Origin of the sequence: Aeromicrobium sp., assembly GCF_037719875.1 — a bacterium.
GTDB lineage: Bacteria > Actinomycetota > Actinomycetes > Propionibacteriales > Nocardioidaceae > Aeromicrobium.
The window spans coordinates 72,121-98,619 of the sequence record NZ_JBBJMJ010000001.1 but is presented as its reverse complement, the minus strand read 5'-3'; the positions used below and the strand labels follow the sequence as shown (position 1 = coordinate 98,619).

Sequence of the window (26,499 nt, the reverse complement as noted above, 5' to 3'; positions counted from 1 at the left end):
GGAACTGCCGTGACCGCTCCCACCCGTACCGCCCTCATCACTGGCGCTTCAGCCGGAATCGGTGCGACCTTTGCACGCACACTTGCGAGCGACGGTCTGGACTTGATCCTCGTTGCTCGGAGGAGAGAACGACTCGAAGAGCTGGCCGCCGAAATCATTACCGCTCACGGCGTGCGATGCGAAGTCTTCGATGCCGACCTCAGCGACCGGTCGACTCCCCAAGCGATCGCAGCCTTCCTAGCGGACCGGCGGTTGACCGTAGACGTGCTCATCAACAATGCGGGACTCTCTAACAGCGTCGCGTTTGCTGAAGCCGATTGGGATGCGCTCGCCGGCGAACTCCAGGTGATGGTTTCCGCAGTCACGGAACTCGCACACATCGTGGTGCCCGGCATGAAAGAACGCCGGTGGGGGCGAATCATCAACGTCTCGTCACTTGCGGCCTTCGCGCCCCCCGGCGAGAGCCTCCTGTACACCGGAATCAAGAGTTATGTCCTGAACATGTCGCAAGCGCTCGACATGGAGCTCAAGCCGCACGGCGTGCACGTGACTGCATTGTGCCCAGGCTTTACCCACAGCGAGTTTCATGACGTGATGGGAACGCGTGAGGCCGCGACCAAGTTGCCGTCCGTGCTGTGGCAAGAGCCTGAGGCCGTGGTGCGTGAAGGCTGGGCGGCGGTCAACGCCGGCAAGCCGGTCTGCGTTCCGGGCGTGGTCAACAAGATCGTGTCGCACGCGATGCGGCCAGTCCCGTTCCGTTTGCAGTATCAACTGGGACGCAGGATGAACCCCTTCAAGCACTGAGTTTGGTCGACCCGTTGGTCTCGGTGGCATGATCACTGAGCTATTCGCCCTCAGGACCAGCGGAACGATACCGCCCCAGTCAGCCTGACCCTCGTTCAGCGGAGGCCGCACACAAACAGAACCGCAGCTGCCAAGGTCTCGGGTCCCTGGCAGCCGCAGCACGATCATCAAACCGTATGAACGGCCTCATCCGCAGGCATTTAAGGAAGAAATCAGGAAAGATCGGCCAACGCCGCGTGATATTGCGAGAGATCACGCGCATCGGGGATCCCGTGCTCGACCTTCCACCGCAGGACGCCCTCGCGATCGATCACGTATGTGCCACGGTTGGGCGCCCCGGCGCCCTCGTTGAATGTGCCGTAGGTCTTGGACACCTCTCCATGTGGCCAGAAGTCACTGAGGATGGTGAACGCATATCCATCTCGGTCCGCGAACGCCCGGTTGGAGAAGAAGTGATCGCACGAGATCGCGATGATCTCGGCGTTGTCGGCCTCGAACTGGTCCAGGTTGTCGCGGATCTCGCACAGCTCACCCGTGCAGATGCCGCTGAACGCGAACGGGAAGAACACCACGACGACATTTCTCTCACCACGGAACGACGAGAGGGTGACGTCCTCCCCGTGCTGGCTCTTGAGCGTGAAGTCGGGCGCGACGGATCCGATGTCAAGGGTCATGGAGTCAGCGTATGGGGGCTCGCCTGAGCAAGCCTTCCAGGTCACCACGCCGCCCCTGCTCGCAGGGCTGAGTGGCCTCGGTCCCGGTCTCAGCGCTTGTGGGCGGTGAGTCTTGTGGATGCCCATTCATCGGATGCCGATGACGTGGTGGTCGTCGACAGTCCCGCAATCGGGGCCGCCTCCACCACGTCGGCGCCGGGTACGTACCCGGGTCTGCCGACCTTGGGTGTGAACAACCACACCGATCCACCCTCGGCGAGATCCTGGAGCGAGTCGACCAGCGCATCGATCAGATCGCCGTCCTTGTCGCGCCACCAGACGATCACGCCGTCAACGACATCACCGTGGTCACCATCAACCAGGTTGTTGCCCGTGTGACGCTCGATCTCGACACGGAGCTCCTCGTCGACGTCTTCATCCCAGCCAAGCTCCTGGATGACGGTGTCAGGACCGAAGCCCAGCTTGCCCGCGTCCACCGCGATGTCTCCCTACGTTTGTGGAAAACCTACTGAAAAGTAGGTTCGTCAGCACTGTTGCTGGTGTCACAGTAGCGAACCCGAGGTGGAATGATGGACAGGTCCACAAGACACGAGGGAGCAAGCATGCCGCAATCCGGCCCCGAACGACCGACCGTCATCCACGAGGGTCTGCCGACCCAGTTGCCTGACATCGACCCAGACGAGACCGCCGAGTGGGTGGATTCGCTGGACGAGATGATCGACAGCCGCGGGCGCAGCCGTGCGCGCTACGTCATGCTCAAGCTCCTCGAGCGCGCCCGGGAGCAGAACGTCGGGGTGCCTGCGTTGCGCAGCACGGACTTCATCAACACGATCCCACCAGAGCGCGAGCCGTGGTTCCCCGGCAACGAGGCGATCGAGCGACGCATCCGGTCCTACATCCGCTGGAACGCCGCTGTGATGGTGTCGCGCGCCAACCGGCCGGGCCTCGGCGTCGGCGGACACATCGCGTCGTACCAGTCCGCAGCGAGCCTTTATGAAGTCGGCTTCAACCACTTCTTCCGCGGCAAGAACCACCCCGGCGGTGGCGACCACATCTATTTCCAGGGTCACGCGGCGCCCGGCATCTATGCCCGGTCGTTCCTCGAGGGCGGCCTGTCCGAGACGCAGCTGGACCGCTTCCGCCAGGAGCACTCGCACGGCCCCGGCAACGGGCTGTCGTCATACCCGCACCCCCGCCTCATGTCGGACTACTGGGAGTTCCCCACGGTCTCGATGGGCCTCGGTGCGATCAACTCGATCTACCAGGCACGGTTCAACCGCTACCTGCACAACCGCGGCATCAAGGACACCAGTCAGCAGCACGTCTGGACATTCCTCGGCGACGGCGAGATGGGCGAGCCCGAGTCGCTCGGCGCGATCGGCATCGCCGCCCGCGAAGAGCTCGACAACCTGACCTTCGTCGTCAACTGCAACCTGCAGCAGCTCGACGGACCCGTCCGCGGCAACGGCAAGATCATCCAGGAGCTGGAGTCGACCTTCCGCGGCGCCGGATGGAATGTCATCAAGGTCGTGTGGGGCCGTGAGTGGGACGACCTGCTCGCGCGCGACACCGACGGCGCACTCGTCAACCAGATGAACCGGACACCCGATGGTGAGTTCCAGACGCTGTCGGTCGAGTCGGGTGCCTACAACCGCGAGAACTTCTTCGGCCCCGACTCGCGGCTGCAGAAGATGGTCGAGCACCTGTCGGACGAGGAGATCGAACGTCTCCCCCGCGGTGGTCACGACTACCGCAAGGTCTACGCAGCATTCGAGGCCGCACAAAAGCACACCGGCCAGCCGACCGTGATCCTTGCCCACACGATCAAGGGCTGGCTCCTCGAGTCGTTCGCTGGGCGCAACGCGACCCACCAGATGAAGAAGCTCACCAAGGATGACCTCAAGGGCTTCCGTGACCGGCTCAACATCCCGATCTCGGACTCCCAGATCGACGGCAGCGACATCGCGCCGTTCTATCACCCGGGTGCGGACAGCGAAGAGATCCAGTACATGAAGGCGCGCCGCGACGCTCTCGGCGGCTCGCTGCCCAAGCGCGTCGTCAACCCGGTCAGCATCAAGCTGCCCGAGGACAAGATGTATGACGAGCTCAAGAAGGGCTCGGGCAAGCAGCAGATCGCGACCACGATGGCGTTCGTACGCCTCTTGCGCGACCTGATGAAGGATCCCGAGATCGGCCAGCGCATCGTCCCGATCGCGCCGGACGAATACCGCACATTCGGCATGGACTCGATGTTCCCGTCGGCCAAGATCTACAACCCGGCCGGTCAGACGTACGACTCGGTCGACCGCAAGCTCCTGCTCGCCTACAAGGAGTCGGTCACGGGCCAGCTGCTGCACGAAGGCATCAGCGAGGCCGGCGCCATGGCGTCGGCGACCGCCGCCGGCAGTGCGTACTCGACGCACGGCGAGCCGATGATCCCGGTCTATCTCTTCTACTCGATGTTCGGGTTCCAGCGCACTGCCGACTCGATCTGGGCCATGGCCGACCAGCTCGCGCGCGGCTTCTTGATCGGCGCGACGGCCGGCCGTACGACCCTGACCGGCGAAGGTTTGCAGCACGCTGACGGTCACTCACCGCTGATCGCGCAGACCAACCCGGCGGTCGTGCACTACGACCCCGCGTTCGGCTTCGAGATCAGCCACATCATGAAGTACGGCCTCGAGCGGATGTACGGCTCGACCGACACCTTCCCCCACGGCGAGGACATCATCTTCTACCTCACCGTCTACAACGAGGCGGTTCAACAGCCCGTCGAGCCTGACGATGTCGACGTCGAGGGGATCCTCAAGGGCGCCTACATCTACCGCAAGGCACTTGGCGGCAAGGCGACTGCACGCATCATGGCCTCGGGCGTCTCGGTGCCGTGGGCCCTGGATGCGCAGGAGATCCTCGCGGCGGACTACGGCGTCGAGGCAGACGTGTGGTCCGTGACCTCGTGGAACGAGCTGGCCCGCGACGCCGTCGCGTCCGAGAAGTGGAACCTCAACCATCCGGGCGAATACAGCCGTATGCCCTACATCACGGCCAAGCTCATGGACACCTCTGCCGTGACGGTCGCGGTCACCGACTACATGCGCGCCGTGCCCGACCAGATCGCGCGATGGGTGCCGGGTCCGTGGCAGTCGCTCGGCACCGACGGCTTCGGCTTCGCGGACACGCGCGCCGCCGCCCGGCGCAAGTTCCAGGTCGACACGGAGTCGATCGTCGTGTCCGTGCTCCAGACGCTTGCCCAACGCGGCGCCGTCAAGCCCGAGACCGTGCGAGAGGCGTTCAACCGCTTCAAGATCGACGACCCGACCGCGGTGGCAGGCATTGAGCAGGTGGGTGGCGACGCCTGAGCGGCATGGGTGACAAGCCCTCACAACTGACTCTCAGGGTCGCCGTTTAAGATGGCGCTCATGCTCCGTTGGCCCTACACGTTCGCCGTGTGCCTGTCCCTGACCGTCGGAGCGGCCGCAATCTACTACTCCCAGACGCTCGATGTCGGGCTCAAGGATCCCGAGGGATTCCTCGGCCCGGCCTACATCCGTCTGCCGATGATCGGCCTGCTGATCTTTGCCGCCGGCATCGTCCCGCAGTCGATCCATCGCTATGGCATGCGTCGCTTCGTCCCGGGCATGCGGACGATCGTCCGCGACGAATGGACGCTCAAGCGCGTCGGCTATGTCGCGTCGGGCATGTTGTCGTTCTACATCTGCTACGTCAGCTATCGCAATCTCAAGAGCTATCTGCCGTTGCTCCGCGAGGACTCCCTGCACGACCGCCAGCTGCTCGAGCTCGATCACCTCCTGTTCTTCGGCAACAACCCCGCAGAGGTGCTGCACGGGGTGTTCGGCACCTCGATCATGGCGCAGGTCCTTGCCGTGCTCTACGTGCTCTACCTGCCGATCGTGCCGATCACGGTCGGAGCGGTCCTGGTGCTGCATCGAGACTTCACAGTCGGCGCATGGTATGCCACCGCGGTCAGCCTCAACTGGGTGCTCGGCACGGTGAGCTACTACGCCCTGCCCACCCTCGGCCCGGCGTTCTACCAGCCCCAGTCGTTCTACGACTTGCCAGAAAACGGTGCCTCTGCGCTACAGATGTCGCTGTTCAAGGGCGCATTCGGCTTCAAGGAGAACCCCCAGGGCGAAAACATCTTCGGCATAGCCGGATTCGCCTCGCTGCACGTGTCGGTCGTGTTCACCGCGTGCCTGTTCCTGCACTACGCGGGCATCAACCGGCTCGTACGCTCCGTCGCCTGGACCTATCTCGGATTCACGATCCTCGCGACCCTCTACCTCGGTTGGCACTATGTCGCTGACGACGTCGGCGGTCTGCTCATCGGCTGGCTCGCGGTCCTGATCGGCGCGTTCGTGACCGGCAACACCAAGCGACAAAAGCGCAAGCGACTCGCCGAGCACGACGTCCCGGCGGTCGAACCGGCCACCCGGGTGGTCACGACGGGTCCGTCGATCTAGGCCTCAGCCGATCGTTCAGCCGATCGCCGGGGCAGCCGGCCCACCTGCAACGGCGTCGGCTGGGGCTGGCACGCTCTCGAGGGAATACTGGTCGCCGCGGCGCAGCAGCGCTCGCCACCGGCCGCGATGATATTGGGCCGGCGCGTTGGTCGCGACGAACTCCAGCACGAGACGGCTGAACTCCTCGGGGTGATCCTTGTGAGGGAAGTGGCCGGCATCGTCCAGCACGTGCACGTTCCCTGAGCCATGTGTCGGTGCGGCGTCGGCATGCTTGGCGGGGATCACCAGGTCCTGACGCCCCCATACGACGAGGACCGGCATGAGTCGGGCCAGATAGCTGCGGTCCGTCATCGTGACGAACTGACCCTTCCAGTTGAGCACGTGGCTCGTGACCCGCTGCACCGCCGTACGGGTCGCCGGATCGGCGAGCGTCTCATAGATGCGGGCGACCTCGCCGAGGTCACGGGTCGCGCTCCATGGACCCCTGGCGAGTGCTCGCATCCCGCCGGCAACGAGCGGGCGCCAAGGCCGAAAAGTGGCAGCGGCAATCATCGCGCTGCTGCCGGGGACCGTGAGGAACCTGATGAGCGGAGAGACCTCCTTGCCGAGCCCGCCGGTCGAGACCAGCACGACCCGCTCAGTGCGATCGGGGAACTGATAGGCGAACTGCATCGCCACACCACCGCCGAAGCTGTGACCGACGACCGTGACCTTGTCGATGCCGAGCACCGTGAGCAGGTCGCGCATCCCGTTGGCGTAACCGCCCAGTGAATAGTCGGCATCGGGCTTGTCGGACTCTCCGTGCCCCAGGAGATCAGGCGCGATGACCGTGAAGTGCTCGGACAGGGCGGGGATGGCGTCGATCCACGTCGATGAGTCGCAGGCCAGGCCGTGCAGCAGGAGGATCGCCGGGCCGGAACCGGAGATCCGGAACGCCCGCCGATAGCCATGCACGACCACATACTGGACGTCCGCGACACTTTCCATCGGATCATCCTAGGTGTGGGTGGGCCAGGTGTCCGGCCAACCCCTGCGTGGATGCGCGTGATCCTCCGCACCCTCGATAGACTCCCTCCGTGCCGTCTTCATCAGCCGTCCGGGAGCAGCTCACGGACATACTCGTACGCGTTGTCGGGTGTCCCGCCGCTGCCATCGTGCCGGAGGCCAGCCTCAAGGAGCTCGGCACTGACTCGCTCACGATCGTCGAGGTGGGCGAGGAGCTCGGGCGCCGCTTCGACGTCTACCTGTCCGACGACACGATCGACGCCTTGGTCACGGTTGAGGACGCGATCGACGCGGTCGTACGCCACGACGGCTCCCAACCCCCCGCAGACGCGACCCGCGTGGCGACAGCACTCGAGATGCCGGCGCCCCCGATCAGGACCGCGCAGGAGGAGCGGGACCGCGAGCGCAGGAGCCTCGCAGGCCGGATGGCGTTCTGGTTCATCGTTCTCGGTGCGGTGGTGGGCGCATCGCTCGGCTTCGGCGGCTCGGCGCTCGTCAACGCGACCGGAATCAGCTCGGTCGACCTGCCGCCGATCAGCTCTCCCACCACCGCACCGACGACAGCCACACCCACGACTCCGTCACCCGAGCCGACTGAGACTGCGACCAGCGACCCCGATGAGCCGGAGCCGACCCTCGAGGCGTCGGAGGACCAGGTCGCCCCGGGTCAGCGATTCGGCCTGTCCGGCATCCTGCCGTCCGCCGATGAGGGCGCCGACCTCCAGGTGCAGGTCAAGGACGAGGGCGGACCCTGGGACGACTTCCCGATCAGCACGACGACCACGAACGGCGGCAGGTTCGAGACCCAGATCTACACCTCTCGCACCGGCGAGCGTCAGTTCCGCCTGCTCAACAAGCAGACCGACAAGTCCACGCCCTCGGTGACCGTGCAGATCGGCTGACCGGGCTGCTCGTGACCTCGTGCACGCCCTAGATCACCTGGTGCAGCCAACGGACCGGCGCGCCATCTCCCGCGTGGCGGAACGGCTCGAGCTCGGCATCCCACGCAACCCCCAGCAACCCGTCGAGCGCGGTGTCCATCTCGACCTCGCCGAGCGCGACCTTGACGCGGAATGCCTTGATGCGGTCCTCGGGGATCAGGATGTCGCCGTGCAGACCGGTCATCGAGTGGAATATCCCGAGCGACGGCGTGTAGGAGTAGCGGGCACCCTCGGTCGACGCCGTGGGCTCCTCGGTCACCTCGAACCGGAGCTGCTCCCAGCCTCGGAGCGCCGAGGCAAGCGCAGCGGCCGTACCGGCGGCGGCCTGCCACGACAGCTCCGCGCGGTAGGTGCCGGGCTCTGCGAGCTGAGGGACCCAGGCGATGTCGGGGGTGCCTCCGAGCACGCCAGCAGCAGCCCACTCGACGTGCGCGCACAGCGCAGACGGAGCTGAGTGCACGAAAAGTACACCCCGGGTCGGGGTCGTCGGCGAAGACATGTTCATCGGTGCCTCCCTAGTGTCGCCTTCCCCAGCGTCTTGGGAGCACCTGAGACCATTGTGACGCATATTCTCGCCCACGGACAACATCCAACCCGAAGGGAATATCGGATGACGACCTCCGTGCAGGACAATCCCACTTCATCACGGTTCGAGATCACGGTCGACGGTGAGCTGGCCGGCTATGTCGACTACCGCAAGGACGGGACGGAGTACGCCCTCCCGCACACCCGGATCTATCCCGAGTTCGAGGGCCGCGGCCTCGGCGGCCAGCTCGTGACCGGGGCCCTCGGCGAGATCGCGTCGCGCGGTGGGACGGTGCTGCCGTACTGCCCGTTCGTCCCCAAGGTCATCCGCGACAACCCCGACTTCCTCGCGCTGGTCCCGCTGGACCAGCGCGAGACCTTCGGGCTCTAGCCTCGGGCCTCAGCGCCCGCGGCGCCGGCGCTTGGGCCATACGGCCACCACCGCTGGGCGCGGCACCGATCCGGGTCCGTCGGGCCACCGCGACTTGGGTGTCTCGACCGTCGCTCCTGTGATCTCACCCGGGTGCTGCACGCACACCATGACCCGCTCGCGGTCGATGTGGGGGCCACAGGTCTCGGCCCCCTTGGGCACCGTGAGGAACTGCTTGACCTGGCCGCGGCGCGAGCCTTCGAGTGGGAGGCCGAACAGGCCGTCGTTTGACCCGAGCGCGTTGCCGTCGGTCGAGATCCACAGGTTTCCGTAGTCGTCGAACGCCAGGTTGTCCGGGCATGAGATCGGTGAGACCTGGGACTTGTCGAACCCGGCGAAGTATGTCGACGGATCCTGCGGATCGCCGCACAGCAGCAGGATGCTCCAGCCGAAGCTCGTGGCGCCAGAGTCGTTGCGCGCCTCCGTGAGCTCGATGACGTGGCCGTGCTTGTTGCTGTTGCGCGGGTTGGCCTCGTCGGGTCCGGCAGCACCGGTCGCACCGCGATTGCTGTTGTTGGTCAGCGCGATGTAGACCTTGCCGCTGCCGGGGCTGGGCTCGACGTCCTCGGGGCGGTCCATCTTCGTGGCGCCGACTTTGTCACCGGCCTGTCGCGTGAACAGCAAGACCTCTTCTGCGGTCATCCCCTCGACGTAGGACGTCGTGCCGGACACGAGCCGGATCCACTCTCCCCGCCCGTCGAACAGGCCATCCTCGGGCAGCGCTCCCGACCCGTCCATCGGTCCGGAGTCGCCGGTGAACTTCGCGACATACAGGGTGCCGGAGTCGAGGAGCCCGGCATTGTGACGGCGGGCAGCAGCGCTCTGCCCGCGAGCGAACTTCTTGTCGGACACGAACTTGTAGAAGTAGTCGAACCGCTCGTCGTCGCCCATGTAGACCGCCACGTGACCGTCTGAGGTGATCCGTGGCTGCGCCGCCTCGTGCTTGAAGCGGCCCAGCGCAGTCCGCTTCTTGGGGGTCGACTGCGGGTCATAGGGATCCACCTCGACGACCCAGCCGAATCGGTTGGGCTCATTGGGCTCCTGGGCGATGTCGAACCGGCGGTCGAATCGCTCCCACTTGCGCTCCGTGGCTGTGCCGGCGACGCCGTAGCGCTTGAGTCGGGCAGCCACCACCGGATCGGTCACGGTGGCCGCGTTGGCGAAGTACTGGTTGAAGTTCTCCTCGGCGGTCAGCCAGGTGCCCCACGGCGTCAACCCACCCGCGCAGTTGTTGAGAGTGCCCAGCACCTTGCGGCCGCGCGGGTCCGCCGACGTACGGACGAGGGGGTGTCCCGCGACCGGCCCGGTGAGCTCGAACTCCGTCTGGGTGTGCAGGCGCCGATTCATCCTGTCCCCGACGATCGGTCGGAGCGAGCCGTCCCGGTCGGACTCCCCGACCGCCACGACGCTCAGGCCGTGCGCGGCCCACGCGATCTCGACCTGTTCCCGGGTCGGGTTGGCGGGATCGTAGGCGGGAAACATCATCGTCTCGGTCGTGTACTCGTGGTTGATGACGAGCAGCTTGGTGTTGCGTCCATATGGCAGGAGACCCAGGAAGTCGTTGTTGAAGCCGAACTGACCGCGCTGCGCCTCGGCGGTCTGCGCCTGGACGTCGAACTTCGGCACGCCACGGAACAGCGGGTCGCCCCACGCGATGACGACGCCCTTGTCATACCCGGCCGGGACGATGACATCGTCAGCGACGTTCGGCGGGACCGAGGTGAACTCCAGGCCGCGGCTGAACGCCGGCCCCGACGGCTTGTCCTTGCGGCGACTGGTCACCGCAGCGGCAGCGGCCGACTGCCCGCTGAGCGCTGGCACGACGACGCCGGCAAGGCCGACGACGGCACCGGTCCGCAGGACACCGCGCCGCGGACTTCATCATGTCGCCGAAGTACTCATTGTCCGAGCAGTTGGGCGCCGCCTGCGTGCACGCGTTGCCACAGCGATAGAGACAGGTGAGCGAGGAGCGCCCGGGCCGGTGGGCGGCGGGTTGATCGTCGTTCCGGCGGGGTTCGATCGTGAACATGGGGTCCTCCATTGGCGCGGTCCGGTTGCTGTCCGCGACGCTATGAGCGGCGACGAACGCCCGGCCCAACCCTGGATGAACACCGGGTGGACAGCACCCGGCGGGCGAGGTGGCCATCGCGGCACATGGCGTGCCACCGGTCCGGTACGGTCGAGGCATGGTTGACGAGACACTGTCCGACAGCATGCGCCGTCTCGCCGAGGCGCTCCGTCCCGGCGACTTCGACTCGACCCTCGCCGCCATCACCGCTGCCGCAGTCGAGGTTCTGCCGGACGTCGACTTCGCCTCGATCACCGTCAAGCACTCGGACGACACGATCGCAACGGCCGCGCCGACCGACCCTCTGGTGCTCGATCTCGACGGCGCTCAGTACCGCCTCAAGGAGGGGCCCTGCTACGACGCGGCGGTCGAGACCGTGCATGTCATCTCGCCCGATCTCGCCTCCGACCGGCGCTTCCCTGAGTACGGTCCGTACGTCGTCAGCAAGGGCATACGCGCGCAGGCAGGGCTCCGACTGTTCGACGCGCCGTCCTCACAGGGTGCGCTCAACCTCTATTCGCATCGCGCCGGGGCGTTCGAGGACTTCGAGACGCTGGCCAATCTGTTCGCCCACCAGGCCGCTGTCGCCCTCAGCTATGCACGTGAGATCGCCGATCTCGACCAGGCTTTGAAATCGCGGACCACGATCGGGCAGGCCATCGGCATCCTCACGGAGCGCTATGGTCTGAACGAAGAGCGTTCGTTCGCCTTTTTGACCCGGCTGTCCCAGCACCGCAACGTCAAGCTGCGCCTCGTCGCGGCCGAGATCGTCGACGGCCAGGACCATCACGAGCTCGTCTGAGCTTCACTCAACGACACTGACCTCGATGCCGTGCTCGCGCCAGAGCTCGACGACGTCGGCTTTGTCGTCCCACGCCGCCACGACCGCGAACCCGTCATCGCCGATCTGGGCCAGGATGTCCTTCTTGATCAGTATGTCCTTGCGGTAGTCGCCAACGATCCGCATGTAGAGCGCGTCGTACGGCACCTCGTGCTGAACCAGCCAGTCGAGCGTCACGTCGCGCCAGATGAACTCGCGCGAGGTGACGATCAGGACTGCGTGGCCCTGGTCGTGCTGCGCCCGTGCCGCGGCAAGCACAGCCTCATTGACCGGACAGGTCGCGGACGACGCGTGGAAGGCCGCGAAATCCTTGTCCTCACCCTCGATGAGGTGCTCGATGCCGGAGGTGTCGCAAAGCGTGCCGTCCATGTCGAAGATCACTGCGTCGCGCATGCTCCGATTGTAGGGAGGGCGGGGCTCGAACCCGCGACCCAGGGATTATGAGTCCCCTGCTCTAACCAGCTGAGCTACCTCCCCTAGGGAATGCGGGCTTAGCCTAACCGTATGGAGCCCACACCCCTCGAACCCGTCGACGAGAGCTGGCAACGCGCCCTGGTCGTCGTGGCCCACCCCGATGACGTCGAGTTCGGCGCCGCGGCCGCGATCGCCCGCTGGACCGACCAGGGCAAGGCCGTCGTCTATTGCATGGTGACCAGCGGCGAGGCCGGCATCGACGGACTCGCGCCGGATGAATGCCGCGAGATCCGTGTCGCTGAGCAGGTCGCGTCGGCCAAGATCGTCGGCGTCGAGGAGGTCGAGTTCCTGGGGCTGCCGGACGGAGTCCTCGAATACGGCGTGCCACTCCGGCAGGCGATCACCGCAGTCGTGCGCAAGCATCGGCCGGAGATCATCATCACCAACAACTTCCGCGAGACCTGGGGCGGATCGATGCCCAACCAGCCGGACCACATGGCAGTCGGTCGCGCCGCGCTCAACAGCGCAGGTGACGCGGGCAACCGCTGGGTGTTCCCCGAGCAGCTCGTCGACGGCCTCGAGCCGTGGGGCGATGTGAAGCAGGTCTGGGCGGCCGGCTCGCCCGACAGCCGACACGGCGTCGACACCACCGGCACCTTCGACCGTGGGGTCGAGTCGCTGCAGGCCCATCGCGCATACATCGACGGCCTCGGGTGGGAGAACTTCGATCCCGCCGAGATGCTCGAAGGAATGTCCCGCCCGACCGGCTCGCGCCTTGGAGTCACCCACGCGGCGCCGTTCGAGGTCTTCTCGATGACCTGGGGTGAGTGACGGCCTGGCTGATCAAGGCTGGTCTGTAGGCTCTTCGAATGGGTAGAGACATGAGCGTCGCGGACAGCATCACGATCGCCACCGATCCGATGACGATCTATGGTCAGGTCGCCGATCCGTCACAGATGGGCCGTTGGAGCCCGGAGAACACTGGCGCGGAGGTGCCGGCGCCCGGCACACCGGCCACCGTCGGGACGGTCTTCACCGGATCCAACCGCCGCGGCCGGGCTCGCTGGGTCACCCGCTGCACCGTCACCGAGGCTGTCCCCGGAGAACGCTTCGCGTTCATCGTCCGCGCGATCGGACGAAGGCGACCACTGATCACGGCCGCGATCGCCTCGTGGTCGTACGACCTCGCGCCGGTCGAGGGCGGAACGCTGGTGACCGAGACGTGGACGGACAACCGGAAGGGCTGGCCCGACTTCGCGGCCTCGCTGTTCGACAAGACCGTGACCGGCGGTCACCGCTTCTCGGACTTCCAGCGCCGCAACATCGCCAAGACGCTCGCCCGGATGAAGGCCGACCTCGACGGTCGATGACCGACCCGGACGCAGCGAGTGCCCGGCACCCGCTGCTTTCGCAGCGAATAACGGGCACTCGGGTCCTGCTCCCCCGCTTGGACTCGAACCAAGAACCCTCCGATTATGTGTTTGCGCTGGTCACAGCGTTGCCGCCGCGTCATTTGCGGGTGGTGTCATGAAGGTGCACGTGTCTTTCACGGTGAATCTGGACGTCGAGGCATGGGACTTGGAGTACGGCGGCGATGACCTTCCTGAGATCAAGCACGACGTGCGGCAGTATCTCGCCAAAGTGGCCACCGATCACTTGCACGAATTGGGCATGGATATGCCACTGCGCCCCACGCGCCGCTGGCGCTGGCGGAGTTGAGCCCCCTTGTGTCCCATGAGTCACATGTGTCACATATCTCACAAACATGAGGATTTCGTCTTATTTGGTTTGTTCTTTGTGAGAGCCTGACCGGCCCATGCCTCACACTCCTACCGGCGACGTCTGGGCCGCTGCACTCGGTGCTTACTACACGGCCATGACCGCTGCGAACCGCTCCCCCGGCACCATCAAGCTGCACCGGCACTATCTGGCCGGGTTGCGTGACGTTCACAGAGACCCGTGGTCGGTGGGGCTCGGTGATCTCACCGCGATGATGAGCAATCCGTCGTGGCAGGGCGCAGCGCGCAAGTCGGCCCGAACGGTCTACCGGGGTTTCTACCGGTGGGCGTTCGGGATGGGGTACGTCGACGTCGACCCGTCGCTGATGTTGCCCGCCGTCACGGTGCAGCCGGGCGTGCCTCGGCCAACGCCTGAGATGATCGCCAAGCGCACGATGCGTGACCCTGACGAGCGCATCGCTTTCATGGCCATGCTGGCGGGCTACGCCGGTCTGCGGGCCGCTGAGATTGCTGTCGTGCACTCCGATGACTTCAACGATGGGCTGCTGCGCATCCACGGCAAGGGGCGCAAGGTCCGCTCGGTGCCGATCGTCCAGGCGGAACTACTGGCGCAGCTAGAACGCGTCGACGGCTACGCGTTCCCCGGCCGCATCGATGGGCACCTGTCGCCGGGCTACGTCACTCGGCTGCTCAGTGAGGCGATGCCCGAGCACTGGACCGCGCACACGCTGCGCCACCGGGCCGCTACCAAGGCGTACGCGGGCACGCTGGACCTGCTGGCCGTGGGCCAGATGCTCGGGCACGCACGGGCTGAGATGACACAGCGGTACGTGCTGGTGGCCAACGATGCGCTACGCGCTGCGCTCGCCGCTGCTGCCGCGTGAGGGTGTCAAGCGCGGTTTGACACTCAATCGCGTGATTAGTCATACTGCGAGTAAGTCGTCATATGACAGTCACAACTATGCGAGAGGCCGAATCCATGAGCAAGGTCGAGCACCCCGAGTACGGCAAGATGGTCGCCCGCATGATCCGCGCCTACGGTCGTCGCGTGGCCGACGCCGATGAGGTCGACCTCGCGCAGCTCGTCGGCCTGCGCGACGAGCTGGAGAGCGCCATCACGGCAGCCGTGCAGGGCCAGCGCGAGCGCCACGGGCGCTCGTGGGCCGACGTCGCGCGCGGGCTCGGCACGACCCGGCAGGCCGCGCAGATGCGCCACGGCCGCTGAGCAGACACACCGGCCCGGTCCCTGCGTGAGGCGCCGGGCCGTTATGCCTCCCGCTACCTGCCGACGTTGGCTCGGGCGAGCCCGATCCACGGCGTCAGGACCGCAATCCACGCCACGGCCTCGGCGTCGCTGATGAGGCCGTAGACGACGGCCACGGCAGCCAGCGCCAGCGCCGTGTCATAGAGCCTGCGGCGGGTGTCCTCGGTCAGATTCGTCATGGTGCGTCCCTCTCAGAGTCGTGCCAGTGTGGCGATGACGGGCAGGTGGTCGCTCAGCTCGTCGCCGGCGAACGTGAGCGAGGTCGAGCCACCGATGACGGGGCGGCTCTTGTGTACGCGGAACTTGTCGGGCCGGTATCCGCTCTTGGACGTGTCGCCGCTCCACGTGACGAGCGTCGAATACGCCTTGTTTCCGTACACGGGGGCGTGGGTGGCCAAGTCAGGCCAGGACGTGCCGAAAGCGGCATTGGTCCCGATACGTGCGTTCTCGTCGTTGCCCAGCAGGGCACGGTCGACGGGGATGGCCCATTCCTTGCACGTGGCCTCGACCACGGAACGGGTCTGCTTAGCCTGCGCGGCGCGCGTGGCGTCGTAGGCGGCTCCGTCGCGGAATTCGAAGTGTCCACATTCGGCCAGCGCGCTGGTGCCATCGGGGAAGATTTCCGCCAGCACGATGCGCTTGACATCGTTGGCCGGGCCGTCGTCGTCCAGCGCCACGATCTTGGTACGGCCGACCTTGATGGCATTTCGCACCACGATGCAGCGGCCCTGCGCGTAGACAGCTACCTTGAACCCGATGCCGGACAGGGCCAGCTTGAACTTGGGCAGGTCGTCGGCCTCGCATGCCTCGGTCAGCAGCAACACGTCACGGTCATAGTGCTTGATGGCCCGCATGATGCCGGGCAGACGCTCGTGCCACGTGGCCTTGCCGCGCACCGGGTCGGAGACGGCAAGGTTCCACGCGAGCGCGCCGAACCATCGTTCGGCGGCCGGGGTCGGCTTGGTCGCTGCTGCCGCATAGGCGATGGCCGGGGCAGGGTCGATGTACCGGTCGTACCGGTTTTCATACCCGAGCTGCGCGTGCAGGTGCGGGCCGGTGGAGTTGCCCGAGTAGCGCTGCCCGGCCCGTCCGCCCGACGTGCCGACCGGTTGGCCGGCCTTGACGCTCTGCCCCACCCTGACGCTCTCAGTGCGCAGGTGCGCGAGGCACGTGTAGCGGACCTTGCCCAGCACGCTGGCCGGTGTCCTGATGACGACGTGCTGCCCGTAGGCCGGTCCCCAGCCGCCGTAACCGGCGTGGATGACGACGCCGGGGAGCATGGACAGTACGGCGTGGCCCTCGCGGCCGTCTGAGTAGTCGATGCCCTTGTGGATGCCGCCGCTGCTATATCGACGTCCGTACGCGAATGAGACCGGCACGGTGCTGCTGATGGGTCGTGTCATGAGTCGTTCCTTTCGATGTGATGGCTTAGTGCGTGGGCGAGCGCGATGCGCTCGACGCGTTCGGTGCGCTGTTCCTCCCGAATGCCGCCGATGTCGCGGCCGTGCGTCGTCAGCTCCCGTTCGATGCGGCCCAAGGTGCGATCTTGGCGAGCCAACGTCTCTTTGATTTCCAGTGCGAACCCGTTACCGGTCGGCTCTGCGAGCTCTGCGGCCTTGCTGGCGCTGGTGTCGATCCGGTTGAGGCGCTTGTTCAGCCAGATGGACAGCAGACCGAACCCGCCCGTCAGCATGGTGATGATGATTCCGCCGCCCAGCGAGATGAATGGCTCGATTGGCAGGGTGATATCTGAGATGGGGAAGAGGACGGGGGACACGGGAGGCTGCTGCCTTTCAGGCGTGACGGTCAGGGCATGTTCGGGGCCGTGCGCGGGCCCGGCGGGGCGAGAGGGGGCCCGGCCGCCAACGGCGGTCTATGGCGGTGTGCCGGTCATCCGGTGGTTGGGATAGCGACCCAGTTGGCCGTATACGTGGCTGCCAAGGTGCGGGCGTACCGGACAGAGAATCCGGTGGCCGACTCGCTGAACACGCGGCCCTTCTCTAAGTTCGGGTGGCTGGGCGTAGCGACCACGGACGGGATGGTGCCGACCGGGAACGGCACCGCGAAGGTGACCACTACCGTGACGTCTGTCGTGCCCGAGGGGATGGCCACCTGCCCGGCCTTGGGCAGCTTCAGCGGGTCGGGGTTGACCAGATGGGTGTTGACGTCTGCGGCGGTCAGGATCTCGTTGTCTACGAATGTCTTGGGCATTATTTGAGGTTCCTTAGCGTCAGGGTGGTGAGGTCGGTTTCTCGGATTTTGGGGCTGAGTCGCTGGTCGATGCCGACCACCAAGGCGGTGTAGTCGACGCCGCGTCGCCGGACGATCACGGCGTCGTGAATGTCGGGGGCCACCGGCAGGTCCTCGGTGCGGTAGGTCAGCGACGTGGGCTGATAGGACGGTTCGGAGTGCTCTTTCAGCAGCTCGACCGCACGGGTGTCGACCATGCTGGCGTACAGCAGGTTTGTCTTGATTTCCCTGCTGCGCCGTCCCCACTTGGCGACCGACCCCGAGTCCTCATAGACGTGGGTTGTCTCGCCTGCCGTGGCGTCTGCGTAGGCACCGATATTGCGCAGCCGAAGCACGTTGATGACGTCTTGTGTCGAGTAGGACATGGCCAGCGACGTGTACGACAGCATGGCGTCTGCCTCGTCGCTGAATCCGGCCTTGATGCCGGGTGTGATGAACCGGTTGACCACGATCCCGGCGTTTACGGTGGGTCGCCAGATTCCGCCCACTGAGTCACACATGAGGTTGAGGTGGTCGGCTAGGGAACCTTCCATCACGTTGTCGCCCAGCCGGTACGGGTCGGCTGACTGGTCGATCAGGTATAGGTCACCGATCACGACCGACTCGATGATGCCTGCGCCTGCGGTACTGAGACGCTCGGCCAACGTCAACCGCATGGCATGCGTGGCGGCGGTGGCCGTGAACGTGTACGTCACCGTCACCGTGTCGTCGGCGTACTTGCCGATTCGAAACTGGTCACTCCAGCCGATCCCGGCAATGCCGAACCGGTACAGGTCGGCCCAGTCGCCCGAGGTCGTCTTGAAAGTTGAGCGCAGCCGTGCGGTCAGCTTGTAGACGTTGCCAGAGGTCAGCCCGGTGAGGTTGGCCTGAATGCCCGAGGTCGTGCTGTTCTGCGTCACGGCAGCGGTGCTGCGCGTCTGGTAGAGCGTCCCCGCCAGCGCGCCGGTTGCGAACTGCTCGGTCACCGGGGCCAGCTGGTCGACCACCACGGTGGCGGGCAGCGCACCCCAGGTCGTCCACGTCGGTTCGATGCGGCTGCCACCCGTACCAGCGTCGTCGATCGTGAAGTCGATGCCGTGGCCTGCTGATTCCAGCGCTTCGGCTCGCTGGCGAAACGTCTGGTCGTCGGCACCGACCACGCCGCTGATGAGCGCGCTCGTGATCTGCGTCATGGCGTCGCTGGACGTGACTGCGACCTGACTCGATCCGTCCTTGCGGTCGACACTGACGACATCGTTAGCTTTGCCCTGCCACTGCACGGCAGGCACCACGGCCTTGGTGTATTCGACCGACCACTGGCCGATCGTCACGTCGCACGGATTCGTGGCCCGCGTGAACGTGCCAGCGGGCACGACGGCACCAGCCGGGCCGGTGGCGGTGTAGGTGAACCCTGCACCCACCGGGACGGTGCCCGTGTGGCTTGCGGCCCATCCTGCGGGCAGGGCCGGTGCCGTGAACGTCACGCCAGCCACGACGGCCGCCACAACGATCTTGATGGTGGCGGGCGTACCTGCGACGGCATCAGCCGGGACCGTGGTGGCCAGCTGCACGTTGGCAGCAGCGGTGAGCCTGATGCCCGCGGCGACGTCTTCCGTCGTCGTCCAGGCACCAGCGAACGGGGCGACGCCAATGCTCTCGATAGACGCCTCGAGTAACGCCGCGACCGGTGGCCGCTCGCTGACCACGCGCACGGCCTGACCGGGCGTAATGGACGACGGGTCAAGGTTCGGGAACTGCGCGGTCAACAGACCGATTTCAAGATTGTTCAGCTCTGACGTGCTGCCGCCGCGCGTGGTGTCGACGCCTGCCGACAGGTCGAGCCAGTCGACCCATTCGTACGTGGCGTACTCGGTCAGCCGCTCACCGATACGGTTCGTCCCGAGCCGGAACTCATGGCCACTGATGACGATTTCCTCGACCTCCAGACGCTTGGTCATGACGTCGCCCCCGTGGGAATCCGGCCACCGAGGTCGACATACGCCCGCAGGTACCGGGCGATTTCGCGCCCGAGCTTGGCCTCATCAGCGACCACCCCGCCCTCGACCTTCACCGTGATTTCAAGCGGCTGACCGGACGAGCTGGACGCCGATGAGTAGGCATTCGTGGTGACCGGTGCGCTCGCGGTCGCCGGGCTGAGCGCCGTGGGCAGCATGGTCGCTGCGACGGCCCCGGCCGTGGCGGTCATCGCGGCCTTGACCTTGCCCAGTCGGCTCCGCACGCCCGCGATGAGTCCCTGATCCATCAGCCGCTTGCCCGCACCGCCGTTGTTCCACGACGTCAGCGGACCTTCCTTGACCGGCGACCCCGGCAGAAACCCCTTGACCTTCCCGGCGACCTTGCTCATGGCCCCGCCCACGTCCTTGATTCGGGACGTTATGCCGCTGATGAGACCACCGATCAGCCTGCTACCAGCACCCTTGAGCAGCCCACCGAACCCGGCCACCGCAGACGTGACCTTGCCCTTGATGGATCGCACGGTGCTGGTGACCTTGCCCACCGACGTGGAGATAGCGGACGCGAGCGCACGGCCTGCGGCGATCACAACACGGAACGCCGTAACCATGGGGAACGTGTAAATTCGCACGAGCCTGCCAGCGACACCGACAACAGTCTTGATTTTGCCCATGTTGTTGGACACGACCCCGGCCAGCGCGCCCGCGCCCGCCTTAACCAGTCCAAACGCGCCATTGACGATGGTGCGGAACGTCTCGGATTTCTTGTACGCGAGCACGAGCCCAGCCCCGAGCGCCACCAGCCCGACGATGACGAGCCCGATGGGGTTGGCCGTCATGGCGGCGTTGAGTGACCACTGCGCAGCCGCCCACGCACCTGTGGCGACTGCGGTGGCGACCATGGCGGTCCGCTGCACGATCATGCCGACCAGCGCACGAGCACGGGTCAAGATTCCGACGTTTTCAGCTGCGGTTTGCGAGGTCGTCGCGGCCACCACGCCGCCGCGTGAGGCGATGAGCGCACGGTTTGAAGCGACCAGCTGCCGGTTGACGACTACCTCAGCGATCTTAGTCGGCAGGCTGAGCACGGCCACGACGTTGGCGGCGGCCTGCGCGACCTTGACAGCGACGAACCCGGCCACAAGGAACGGCATAGCCTTGGCCAGCAGGTCAGTGTGGTCGGCTGCAAATGCCATCACGCTCGACGTGACACTCAGGACGTCGGAGAGTCCAGGCAACGCGGCGGCAGCGTCCTGCACGACCGGCCCGAGCCGTGACGCGGAGTCCGCCAGAGACGACAGGTCAGCGCCGGATGCGCCCGAGTTGAGCCCGGCAATCCCGGTGCTCACCTTGTCGATGAGACCATTTGCCAGCGGCCCGATGGCCAGCCCCAGCGCCTCGACCTGCTTGGCCATGGCCGGGCCGTGCTGCTCGGCGAACGCCTGCACGGGCGGCAGCAGTTCGCTGTTGATGACGCCCGCGAATGTGGTCAGCACCGGCAGCAGAGCCGTGCCGATCGTCGCCTTAAGGTTGGCCGTGCCTGCGCTGAGTCGCTGCGTCTGTCCTGCGAACGTCTCAGACTCACGGGCGAACTGGCCCTGAGCGGCAGACGTCTGCCCGTACAGCAGGGTGAGCCGGGCCTGCGCCTCGGCCTGCTTGAGGGCTTCACCGGTCAGCCCGCTGAGCCCCTGCGCGGCGAGGCGGGCGTTGACGTCGCTCTGCTTGATCGAGACGCCGTAACGCTCGATCGGGTCGGCCTCGCCGCGCATCAGCGACCCGATGGCCGCTACGGCGTCCTTGGTCTCGCCGCCGAACGTGGCCGCGAGGTCCGATCCGAGCCCCACGAGCTCGCTGGTCTGCTTGCCCAGCTGCTTCATGGGCGTGCCAGCGTTCTTGAGCATCGCGCCCAGCTGGGTGCTCTGCTCGCGGTAGGCGTTGGCCGACAGTCCTACGGCATCAGCTGCCCGCTTGGACTCTGCGACGACGCTGCTGGCGTACTTGCCGTACACCGACTTGGTTGCGCCGATGCTCTGCTGAGACTCCGACGCCGCTCCGACCGTGGCCACGGCCAGCCCCACGACCGCGACACCGGCCACGGCCAGCCCTTTGGCGATCGTGCGACCGACCGTGCCCGCCGTCTTGGACAGACGCCCAAGGTGCCCGTTCGCTTGATTGACGCCAGTAGCGACGCCGGTGGCGTCGAACTCGCCAGCGATAACGATGGGCTTGCCCATGGCCGTCTGTCCTTTCAGCTGAACACGTCTATGAACGCGTTAATTTGGGTGGTGGTGAGCTGGTCGTACTCAGACGGGGCCATGCCGGTCAGGCGGCAGAATCGCGCCTGTTGATAGGCGAAATCCGTGGCGGTGTCGTCAGCTTTTCGAGCCCGACTCGATGTAGTCGGTCACCTGCTTCACGTACGCCTCGGGCGTCAGGTTGAGCGCTGCAAGCAGCTGCTTCTCGGTCAGCTCCAGCAGCTCGCTGATCTTGGACGTGCCCAGCGTCGTGCGCTGGTGCTTCCAGACCACTGCAACCAGCTGCGGCGTGCCGGTTCGTGCGAGGTCGCTCTCTTCCACGCCCAGCGCCTTGAGCAGCTGCAACGTCTCACCGGCCTTGAGCGAGCCGTACGTGTCGAAGTAGTCGACCGGCTCCGGCTCCGGGGTGCTGTCCTCGATGTACGTCACGGTGTCGCCGCGCTGCGGCTCGTGGGGCGTCAAGTCGTGCTTGACGGGTGCGGTGGCCTCGGGTGCGTTGATCGTGTCGGTGCTCATGTGGTGCCTGCTCTCTCTCAGAGGTCGTACTTTCGGATGATCGTTTTCAGCTCGGCCTCGATCTGCCGGGCTTGTTCTGACTCGTTGCGGTTGGCGGGGCCGGTCAGGAACTCATTGCCTCGCTCGGGGTCGTAGTTCTGCACGCCCGCGTAGTCCAGCGAGTCGCCAGCGCGCACGACCCACTTGCCCTTGACGTGGGCCACGCGAATGTCTGCGTATAGCGCCCCGGTCTTGACTCTCACCGCGCTTTGCGCGTCCCTGACGGCTCCCTGCGCGATGCGCTCGAACGCTGGTTGCAGGTCTTGGGTGTCTACTCCCAGACGTTCGAGCGCGCGCATTTTCTCCGTCAGGCCGGTGATCGTTAGTTCCTGACCGGCCATCGTTGCTAGACCCCGGTGTCGATTTCGGGGCCGTCGATGAACTGCATCACGTAGTCGAATTCGCCGCGCTTCTTCTGGCGGTCGACCTCGGTGCCGATTTCCGGCCGTCCATCGGCCTTGACGATGCCGATGAAGTGCGGCGCGTCCTCGCTGGCGACGGCGTTGCCGTGCGGGCCGTAGACCACTGCGAGCTCTGCGCCGGGGTTGTCCCAGAGCAGCCGCCACAGCGAGCCGGTCGCGGTGGACTGGATGGCCTTGAGGGTGAGGAAAGCGTCTTTGGTCAGCCCGGCCTTGACCTCGCCGAACGTCAGGTCGTCCTTGTCCTCGCCCGTGATGCGGGCGTCTTTGAGGTTGCCGTCCATTTCGACGGCAGCCGTGGCACCGTTCTTGAGGGTCAGGAAGATGCCGCTGTTCGAATCGACGGCCTTGGGGGTTGTACCCATGGGTGATGCTCCTTACGGATTGATGTTGATGAAGCTGGAGACCTGCACACCGGCACCCCAGGCGAGCCATTCGCCTGCGGTCTTGTCCGTTGGCCGGCCGATTGAGTCCACGCCCCACGCGCCGCCGCGCAGCTTGGCCAGCAGCTGCTCAAGCGCCTTTTGGAATGCGTAGACATTGGCGTCGTACTCGTCGGTCAGGGGCACCAGCACCCAGACGACGAGGTTGGCTTTCCACTCCGTCATGTCGAAGCTGTCGCCGGGTGTCAGGAACGGCTCTGCTGCCTCGATGACGAAGCAGGGCGGCTCGATCTGCTGGCTGGGCACGTGGTCGTACACGTCGTAACCGGTGGGGGTCAGCGCAGCCACCAGCTCGGTGATGCCCGAGTAGATGCTCACGCGAACCCAAGCACATGCTTGGCCAGCAGCGGCCGGATGGAAGCCAGCAGGTCGGCCGGGGCGCGCACCGGGTATTGGCCCTCCATGACGGTGGTCTGCTTGGTTCCTGCACTTGACTTGGTGCGGTCCCATGCCGCGTAACCGACCGACAGCACGCACTCGGTGTACGTGGCGTCAGACATCGGGCGGAACGCGTCGACCAGTGCGAGGTCGACCTGCTCCACTGCGAGGTTGAACGCACGGACGAGCTTGGGCGTGGCGCCGGTCACTGACGGCCCGCCGATTCTCTCGGCAAGGTCAGCGGCGGTCACGGGCATGGGAACGCGAGCCATCGGAGTCTCAGACCCCCGCGCGGACGATGGCGTCAGGCTCCTGCACCGCGATGGCGTCGAAGCCGTACACGCCGATGGCCTGCGTCAGGTGCAGGATGTCCTCGTCAGGTCCGAGGCGGGCCGGGGCTCCGGCCGATTCGAACGTCTTGAGTGCGTGCGAGCTGCCGACCTCCACGAGGCCGATGCCGGGCGTCATGGTGACTGCGAGGCCGCCGACGTTGCCGGTCAGCTCCATGAGGTTGACCGAGCCGGACGAGCGGTCGAGCACGTAGGGGCCGTCCGCGCCCATGCGCAGCTTGGCCAGCACCTTGTACTGGTCGGGCGTCAGGCGCAGGTAGTCGGGCGGCAGTCCGAGGTCATCGAAGTGCAGCGCGGTGTCGACAAGGAAGTCGACCCAGCCGTCTGCGGTGTCCAGCAGCGCGAGCAGGCCGAGGCGACGGTGTGCGGCACCACGGAGTCGAGCACGAGACGGGCGTAGGCCTCGGTGGCCTTGGCGTACGCGCGGGCCAGCTCGCCCCACGTGAAGTCCACGACGTTGATGCTGGAGCGCTTGACCTGCTGGAAAGACATTTCCGCGCCACCGCCGAACGTGATGACGTCGGCGAACTCGCTGCCGACCTCGATCTTGCCCATGACGATCTTGTCGCCCTCGGCCAGCTGGCGGGCCACGTCGATCGTGGAGTTGACCACGCGGCCGTACTCCAGCTTCATGCCCTCGGCCGGGAGCGTGCCGCTCTCGAAAAGGTTCCAGACCTTGCGGGCACGCTCGATGCGGCGCGTGATGTCACCGACCCACGTGTCGCCGTAGGTGGTGTCCGCGACCACGCCACCCTCGTACGCGAGGTACTTGGTCAGCGCCTCGGCCTCGCCGTGCTTGTCGTGGTCGCGGTCGCACATGGCCTTGACGAACTCGCCGTAGGACGAGAACGCGAGCGGGGGCGGTCCGGCCGGGTCAGCGTTGCCGATGGTGGCGAGCTTGGCCGCGAGCTGCTCGACGTCGGTGGACAGGGTGTCGATGCTGGTGGCGAGCTTGTCGCCGTCTTCCTTGCTGAACGTGGCAGCAGCGAGCTGGGTCATGCGGTTTCCTTTGTTCGTGGCGGATAGAACGGAATCGACGGCAGCGCCGTCGAAAGCGGGGTAGGACACGACCGACGTCTCAAAGACGTCGATCTCGGTGTGCACCAGCAGCTCGCCGTCGTCCTCGATCGAGAACGCGACGTAGTAGAACCCGATCGAGAACTTGTCGAGCGTGCCGTCTTGCAGCAGCTCGTAGACCTCATCGGCCTTGGCCGTCTTGGACAGCGCGGCGGTGATACGCAGGCCACCGGGCTCGTTGGCCCATCCCGTGATCCGACCTATGGGCGTCCCCAGGGCGATGTGATCGTGACCAAAAAAGAGCTTGGCGTCTTCACGAACGGTGGCGGCGTCCTGCCCGATCTTGAGCTTCGACGTGCCGTAGTACCAATCGCTGCGCGCGATTTCGACGTCATAGGGGACGGCCAGCCCGCTAATTTCGCGCTTGCCCTCCTTGACGGCTTCCGCGAGCGCGTCGCGGTCGATCGTCATGGAAAGGTGGGCGACGTTCTTGGTCTGCTCGTCGCCCAGTCGCTCGGGTGCGGTGAGGGTCATACGGGAACCGATTCCTTTCGTGGAGCGGGGCCGGGAATGCCCTCTTGGACGCGGGCGTGGTCGGCGTCGTAGACGCCTGCCTCGATCGCGAGCTTGTGGGTCTGCATGCGCGTCTTGTCGTCACGGCGGGTCAGCTTCGACACGTCGAAACGGGCTTCCTGACCGGCCGGGATGAGCGCAGTCATCGCGGCCTCGATGGCTTCCAGATACAGCGGCCCGAGCGTGTCGGTCAGCAGCTGCTCGTTGACCATTTGCAAGTTTTGGTAGGTCAGTGACGAGCCCTCGATGGATGCCAGCAGCAGCACGGGCGGGATGCCGAACATGCGCGCGATGTCCAACACAGTGAATGACTGCGCCTCGATCCACTGGGCATCAGCGGGCTTGATGAGGATGGGGTCGAATTTCAGACCCTTGCCCATGACCTTGATTTCGGCGGCGTCGCCCTCGTGCCACCACTCTTTAGCAGCCGTCGCGGTGGCCTTGTCCACGACCTGATCCGAGGTCAGGACGCCGGGCGGGATCGCGCCACGGTCGAAGAACCCCGCCGCGTAGTCGCGGATATCCATGCCACCTGTCAGCGACACGCGACACGCTTCAATCGGGCCGATGCCTCGGTCGAGACCGGGGAACTCGTTGAGACGCACATGCTCGACCTGCTCAGCCGACAGGATCTCGGTGCCGGTGCGGGTGCGGTGGTCGTACAGCTTGCGGCCGTCCTTCCACCGCACGGCGACAGCGAATGGGTTGAGCGCCTCGGCGGCGATGACCGTGCCATCGTCCAGAGGGCTCAGTGACTTCTTGAGGAACGCGTTACCGTCCCCGGCCATGTTCGTCAGCGTGCGCAGCTTCCACGAGCGCGGCGTGCGCCACGGGTCGGGCTGGCGAACGACCTGCGGCTGGCGCTCGGCCAGCACGGTGCCGCGCCACGAGTTGAGCGGCAGGGACGAACCCTTGCCGTAAATGAGCTGGATAGCCCGATACACGCCCGGCAGACCCACGGCCGTTTCGAGCGTCAGGCCGCGCCCCTTGCGTCGAGCCTGCGCAAGCGCCAGCTCCGTGTCGATCGTCGGGTAAACCGGCTGCGCGGGCTCGTCTGCGAGCGTTTCGAGACCGAGCGACTTAAGTAGAATTCCCACAAGGAAAACCATGAGCCACGCTGT

General features: G+C 65.9%; 31 protein-coding genes and 1 tRNA gene. 11 read left to right on the top strand and 21 right to left on the bottom strand.

Annotation, left to right across the window (positions count from 1 at the left end):
- Positions 1–9: 9 nt before the first annotated feature.
- Positions 10–804 carry an SDR family oxidoreductase gene (locus tag WKF39_RS00590; protein WP_340384887.1) on the top strand — a complete coding sequence of 265 codons (795 nt, stop codon included), beginning with the start codon at positions 10–12 and terminating at the stop codon, positions 802–804.
- 212 nt (positions 805–1,016) lie between these two features.
- Here WKF39_RS00590 and WKF39_RS00585 read toward each other — a convergent pair whose 3' ends face one another.
- Together WKF39_RS00585 and WKF39_RS00580 are read right to left on the bottom strand one after the other, a co-directional pair.
- Positions 1,017–1,478, bottom strand: a complete 462-nt coding sequence (locus WKF39_RS00585; protein WP_340384885.1) for a peroxiredoxin — start codon at positions 1,476–1,478, stop codon at positions 1,017–1,019.
- Positions 1,479–1,567: 89 nt separating this feature from the next.
- Positions 1,568–1,954 (bottom strand): DUF3052 domain-containing protein, encoded by a 387-nt coding sequence (locus tag WKF39_RS00580; RefSeq protein WP_340384883.1) that lies wholly within the window; start codon positions 1,952–1,954, stop codon positions 1,568–1,570.
- Between the two features lie 126 nt (positions 1,955–2,080).
- On the opposite strand from WKF39_RS00580, the gene aceE reads away from it, so the two are divergent.
- Positions 2,081–4,837, top strand: coding sequence for a pyruvate dehydrogenase (acetyl-transferring), homodimeric type (aceE, locus tag WKF39_RS00575; protein ID WP_340384881.1), 2,757 nt, complete (start codon positions 2,081–2,083; stop codon positions 4,835–4,837).
- A gap of 60 nt (positions 4,838–4,897) precedes the next feature.
- Entirely contained in the window at positions 4,898–5,959 is a 1,062-nt protein-coding gene (locus WKF39_RS00570) for a phosphatase PAP2 family protein (RefSeq protein WP_340384879.1), read from the top strand.
- Positions 5,960–5,974: 15 nt separating this feature from the next.
- Here WKF39_RS00570 and WKF39_RS00565 read toward each other — a convergent pair whose 3' ends face one another.
- Complete coding sequence (locus WKF39_RS00565; protein ID WP_340384877.1) at positions 5,975–6,946, bottom strand: alpha/beta fold hydrolase; 972 nt, start codon at positions 6,944–6,946, stop codon at positions 5,975–5,977.
- Between the two features lie 89 nt (positions 6,947–7,035).
- On the opposite strand from WKF39_RS00565, the gene WKF39_RS00560 reads away from it, so the two are divergent.
- Positions 7,036–7,866 carry a phosphopantetheine-binding protein gene (locus tag WKF39_RS00560; protein WP_340384875.1) on the top strand — a complete coding sequence of 277 codons (831 nt, stop codon included), beginning with the start codon at positions 7,036–7,038 and terminating at the stop codon, positions 7,864–7,866.
- A gap of 28 nt (positions 7,867–7,894) precedes the next feature.
- Here WKF39_RS00560 and WKF39_RS00555 read toward each other — a convergent pair whose 3' ends face one another.
- A complete protein-coding gene (locus WKF39_RS00555; RefSeq protein WP_340385590.1) occupies positions 7,895–8,404 on the bottom strand; it encodes a DUF3145 domain-containing protein in 510 nt (169 codons plus the stop codon).
- Between the two features lie 111 nt (positions 8,405–8,515).
- Between WKF39_RS00555 and WKF39_RS00550 the strand changes: the two genes are divergently transcribed.
- Positions 8,516–8,821 carry a GNAT family N-acetyltransferase gene (locus WKF39_RS00550; RefSeq protein ID WP_340384874.1) on the top strand — a complete coding sequence of 102 codons (306 nt, stop codon included), beginning with the start codon at positions 8,516–8,518 and terminating at the stop codon, positions 8,819–8,821.
- A 9-nt stretch (positions 8,822–8,830) separates the two neighbouring features.
- On the opposite strand, the gene WKF39_RS00545 is transcribed toward WKF39_RS00550, so the two are convergent.
- Positions 8,831–10,681: a PhoX family phosphatase gene (locus tag WKF39_RS00545; RefSeq protein ID WP_340384872.1), complete on the bottom strand. Its 1,851-nt coding sequence runs from the start codon at positions 10,679–10,681 to the stop codon at positions 8,831–8,833.
- Positions 10,682–11,046: 365 nt separating this feature from the next.
- Here WKF39_RS00545 and WKF39_RS00540 point away from each other — a divergent pair, with 365 nt between their 5' ends.
- Positions 11,047–11,730, top strand: a complete 684-nt coding sequence (locus WKF39_RS00540; protein WP_340384870.1) for a GAF and ANTAR domain-containing protein — start codon at positions 11,047–11,049, stop codon at positions 11,728–11,730.
- Between the two features lie 3 nt (positions 11,731–11,733).
- Here the strand turns inward: WKF39_RS00540 and WKF39_RS00535 are convergent, their stop codons facing one another.
- Together WKF39_RS00535 and WKF39_RS00530 are read right to left on the bottom strand one after the other, a co-directional pair.
- A complete protein-coding gene (locus WKF39_RS00535; RefSeq protein ID WP_340384868.1) occupies positions 11,734–12,162 on the bottom strand; it encodes a hypothetical protein in 429 nt (142 codons plus the stop codon).
- A gap of 10 nt (positions 12,163–12,172) precedes the next feature.
- Positions 12,173–12,246 (bottom strand) — tRNA-Met (locus tag WKF39_RS00530).
- 27 nt (positions 12,247–12,273) lie between these two features.
- On the opposite strand from WKF39_RS00530, the gene WKF39_RS00525 reads away from it, so the two are divergent.
- The 5 genes from WKF39_RS00525 to WKF39_RS00505 all read left to right on the top strand — a co-directional run bounded on the left by WKF39_RS00525 (position 12,274) and on the right by WKF39_RS00505 (position 15,147).
- A complete protein-coding gene (locus WKF39_RS00525) occupies positions 12,274–13,014 on the top strand; it encodes a PIG-L deacetylase family protein (protein WP_340384866.1) in 741 nt (246 codons plus the stop codon).
- A 38-nt stretch (positions 13,015–13,052) separates the two neighbouring features.
- Complete coding sequence (locus WKF39_RS00520) at positions 13,053–13,553, top strand: SRPBCC family protein (RefSeq protein ID WP_340384865.1); 501 nt, start codon at positions 13,053–13,055, stop codon at positions 13,551–13,553.
- 157 nt (positions 13,554–13,710) lie between these two features.
- Positions 13,711–13,902: a hypothetical protein gene (locus WKF39_RS00515; protein WP_340384863.1), complete on the top strand. Its 192-nt coding sequence runs from the start codon at positions 13,711–13,713 to the stop codon at positions 13,900–13,902.
- 97 nt (positions 13,903–13,999) lie between these two features.
- On the top strand, positions 14,000–14,806 hold the full coding sequence (locus WKF39_RS00510) for a tyrosine-type recombinase/integrase (protein ID WP_340384861.1): 807 nt from the start codon (positions 14,000–14,002) through the stop codon (positions 14,804–14,806).
- A 95-nt stretch (positions 14,807–14,901) separates the two neighbouring features.
- On the top strand, positions 14,902–15,147 hold the full coding sequence (locus WKF39_RS00505; RefSeq protein WP_340384859.1) for a hypothetical protein: 246 nt from the start codon (positions 14,902–14,904) through the stop codon (positions 15,145–15,147).
- Between the two features lie 53 nt (positions 15,148–15,200).
- Here WKF39_RS00505 and WKF39_RS00500 read toward each other — a convergent pair whose 3' ends face one another.
- From WKF39_RS00500 to WKF39_RS00435, 14 genes are all read right to left on the bottom strand, one after another.
- Positions 15,201–15,365 (bottom strand): hypothetical protein, encoded by a 165-nt coding sequence (locus WKF39_RS00500; RefSeq protein ID WP_340384857.1) that lies wholly within the window; start codon positions 15,363–15,365, stop codon positions 15,201–15,203.
- A gap of 12 nt (positions 15,366–15,377) precedes the next feature.
- The gene (locus tag WKF39_RS00495; protein ID WP_340384855.1) at positions 15,378–16,589 is read right to left on the bottom strand and encodes a M23 family metallopeptidase; all 1,212 of its coding nucleotides are present in this window, start codon (positions 16,587–16,589) and stop codon (positions 15,378–15,380) included.
- On the bottom strand, positions 16,586–16,963 hold the full coding sequence (locus tag WKF39_RS00490; protein WP_340384853.1) for a hypothetical protein: 378 nt from the start codon (positions 16,961–16,963) through the stop codon (positions 16,586–16,588). The genes WKF39_RS00495 and WKF39_RS00490 overlap by 4 nt, the downstream gene beginning before the upstream one ends.
- A gap of 113 nt (positions 16,964–17,076) precedes the next feature.
- Positions 17,077–17,397, bottom strand: a complete 321-nt coding sequence (locus tag WKF39_RS00485) for a hypothetical protein (protein WP_340384851.1) — start codon at positions 17,395–17,397, stop codon at positions 17,077–17,079.
- Complete coding sequence (locus WKF39_RS00480; RefSeq protein ID WP_340384849.1) at positions 17,397–19,373, bottom strand: hypothetical protein; 1,977 nt, start codon at positions 19,371–19,373, stop codon at positions 17,397–17,399. Before WKF39_RS00480 ends, WKF39_RS00485 begins: the two co-directional genes overlap by 1 nt.
- A complete protein-coding gene (locus tag WKF39_RS00475) occupies positions 19,370–21,622 on the bottom strand; it encodes a hypothetical protein (protein ID WP_340384847.1) in 2,253 nt (750 codons plus the stop codon). The genes WKF39_RS00480 and WKF39_RS00475 overlap by 4 nt, the downstream gene beginning before the upstream one ends.
- A gap of 138 nt (positions 21,623–21,760) precedes the next feature.
- Positions 21,761–22,159, bottom strand: a complete 399-nt coding sequence (locus WKF39_RS00470) for a hypothetical protein (protein WP_340384845.1) — start codon at positions 22,157–22,159, stop codon at positions 21,761–21,763.
- 17 nt (positions 22,160–22,176) lie between these two features.
- Positions 22,177–22,539, bottom strand: coding sequence for a hypothetical protein (locus tag WKF39_RS00465; RefSeq protein ID WP_340384843.1), 363 nt, complete (start codon positions 22,537–22,539; stop codon positions 22,177–22,179).
- A 5-nt stretch (positions 22,540–22,544) separates the two neighbouring features.
- Positions 22,545–22,982, bottom strand: a complete 438-nt coding sequence (locus WKF39_RS00460) for a hypothetical protein (RefSeq protein WP_340384841.1) — start codon at positions 22,980–22,982, stop codon at positions 22,545–22,547.
- 12 nt (positions 22,983–22,994) lie between these two features.
- Positions 22,995–23,378, bottom strand: a complete 384-nt coding sequence (locus WKF39_RS00455; protein ID WP_340384839.1) for a hypothetical protein — start codon at positions 23,376–23,378, stop codon at positions 22,995–22,997.
- Positions 23,375–23,689, bottom strand: a complete 315-nt coding sequence (locus tag WKF39_RS00450; protein WP_340384837.1) for a hypothetical protein — start codon at positions 23,687–23,689, stop codon at positions 23,375–23,377. The genes WKF39_RS00455 and WKF39_RS00450 overlap by 4 nt, the downstream gene beginning before the upstream one ends.
- Before the next feature lie 28 nt (positions 23,690–23,717).
- A complete protein-coding gene (locus WKF39_RS00445; protein ID WP_340384836.1) occupies positions 23,718–24,017 on the bottom strand; it encodes a hypothetical protein in 300 nt (99 codons plus the stop codon).
- A gap of 17 nt (positions 24,018–24,034) precedes the next feature.
- The gene (locus WKF39_RS00440) at positions 24,035–25,339 is read right to left on the bottom strand and encodes an HK97 family phage prohead protease (RefSeq protein WP_340384834.1); all 1,305 of its coding nucleotides are present in this window, start codon (positions 25,337–25,339) and stop codon (positions 24,035–24,037) included.
- Entirely contained in the window at positions 25,336–26,487 is a 1,152-nt protein-coding gene (locus tag WKF39_RS00435) for a phage portal protein (RefSeq protein ID WP_340384832.1), read from the bottom strand. Before WKF39_RS00435 ends, WKF39_RS00440 begins: the two co-directional genes overlap by 4 nt.
- Positions 26,488–26,499: the final 12 nt, after the last annotated feature.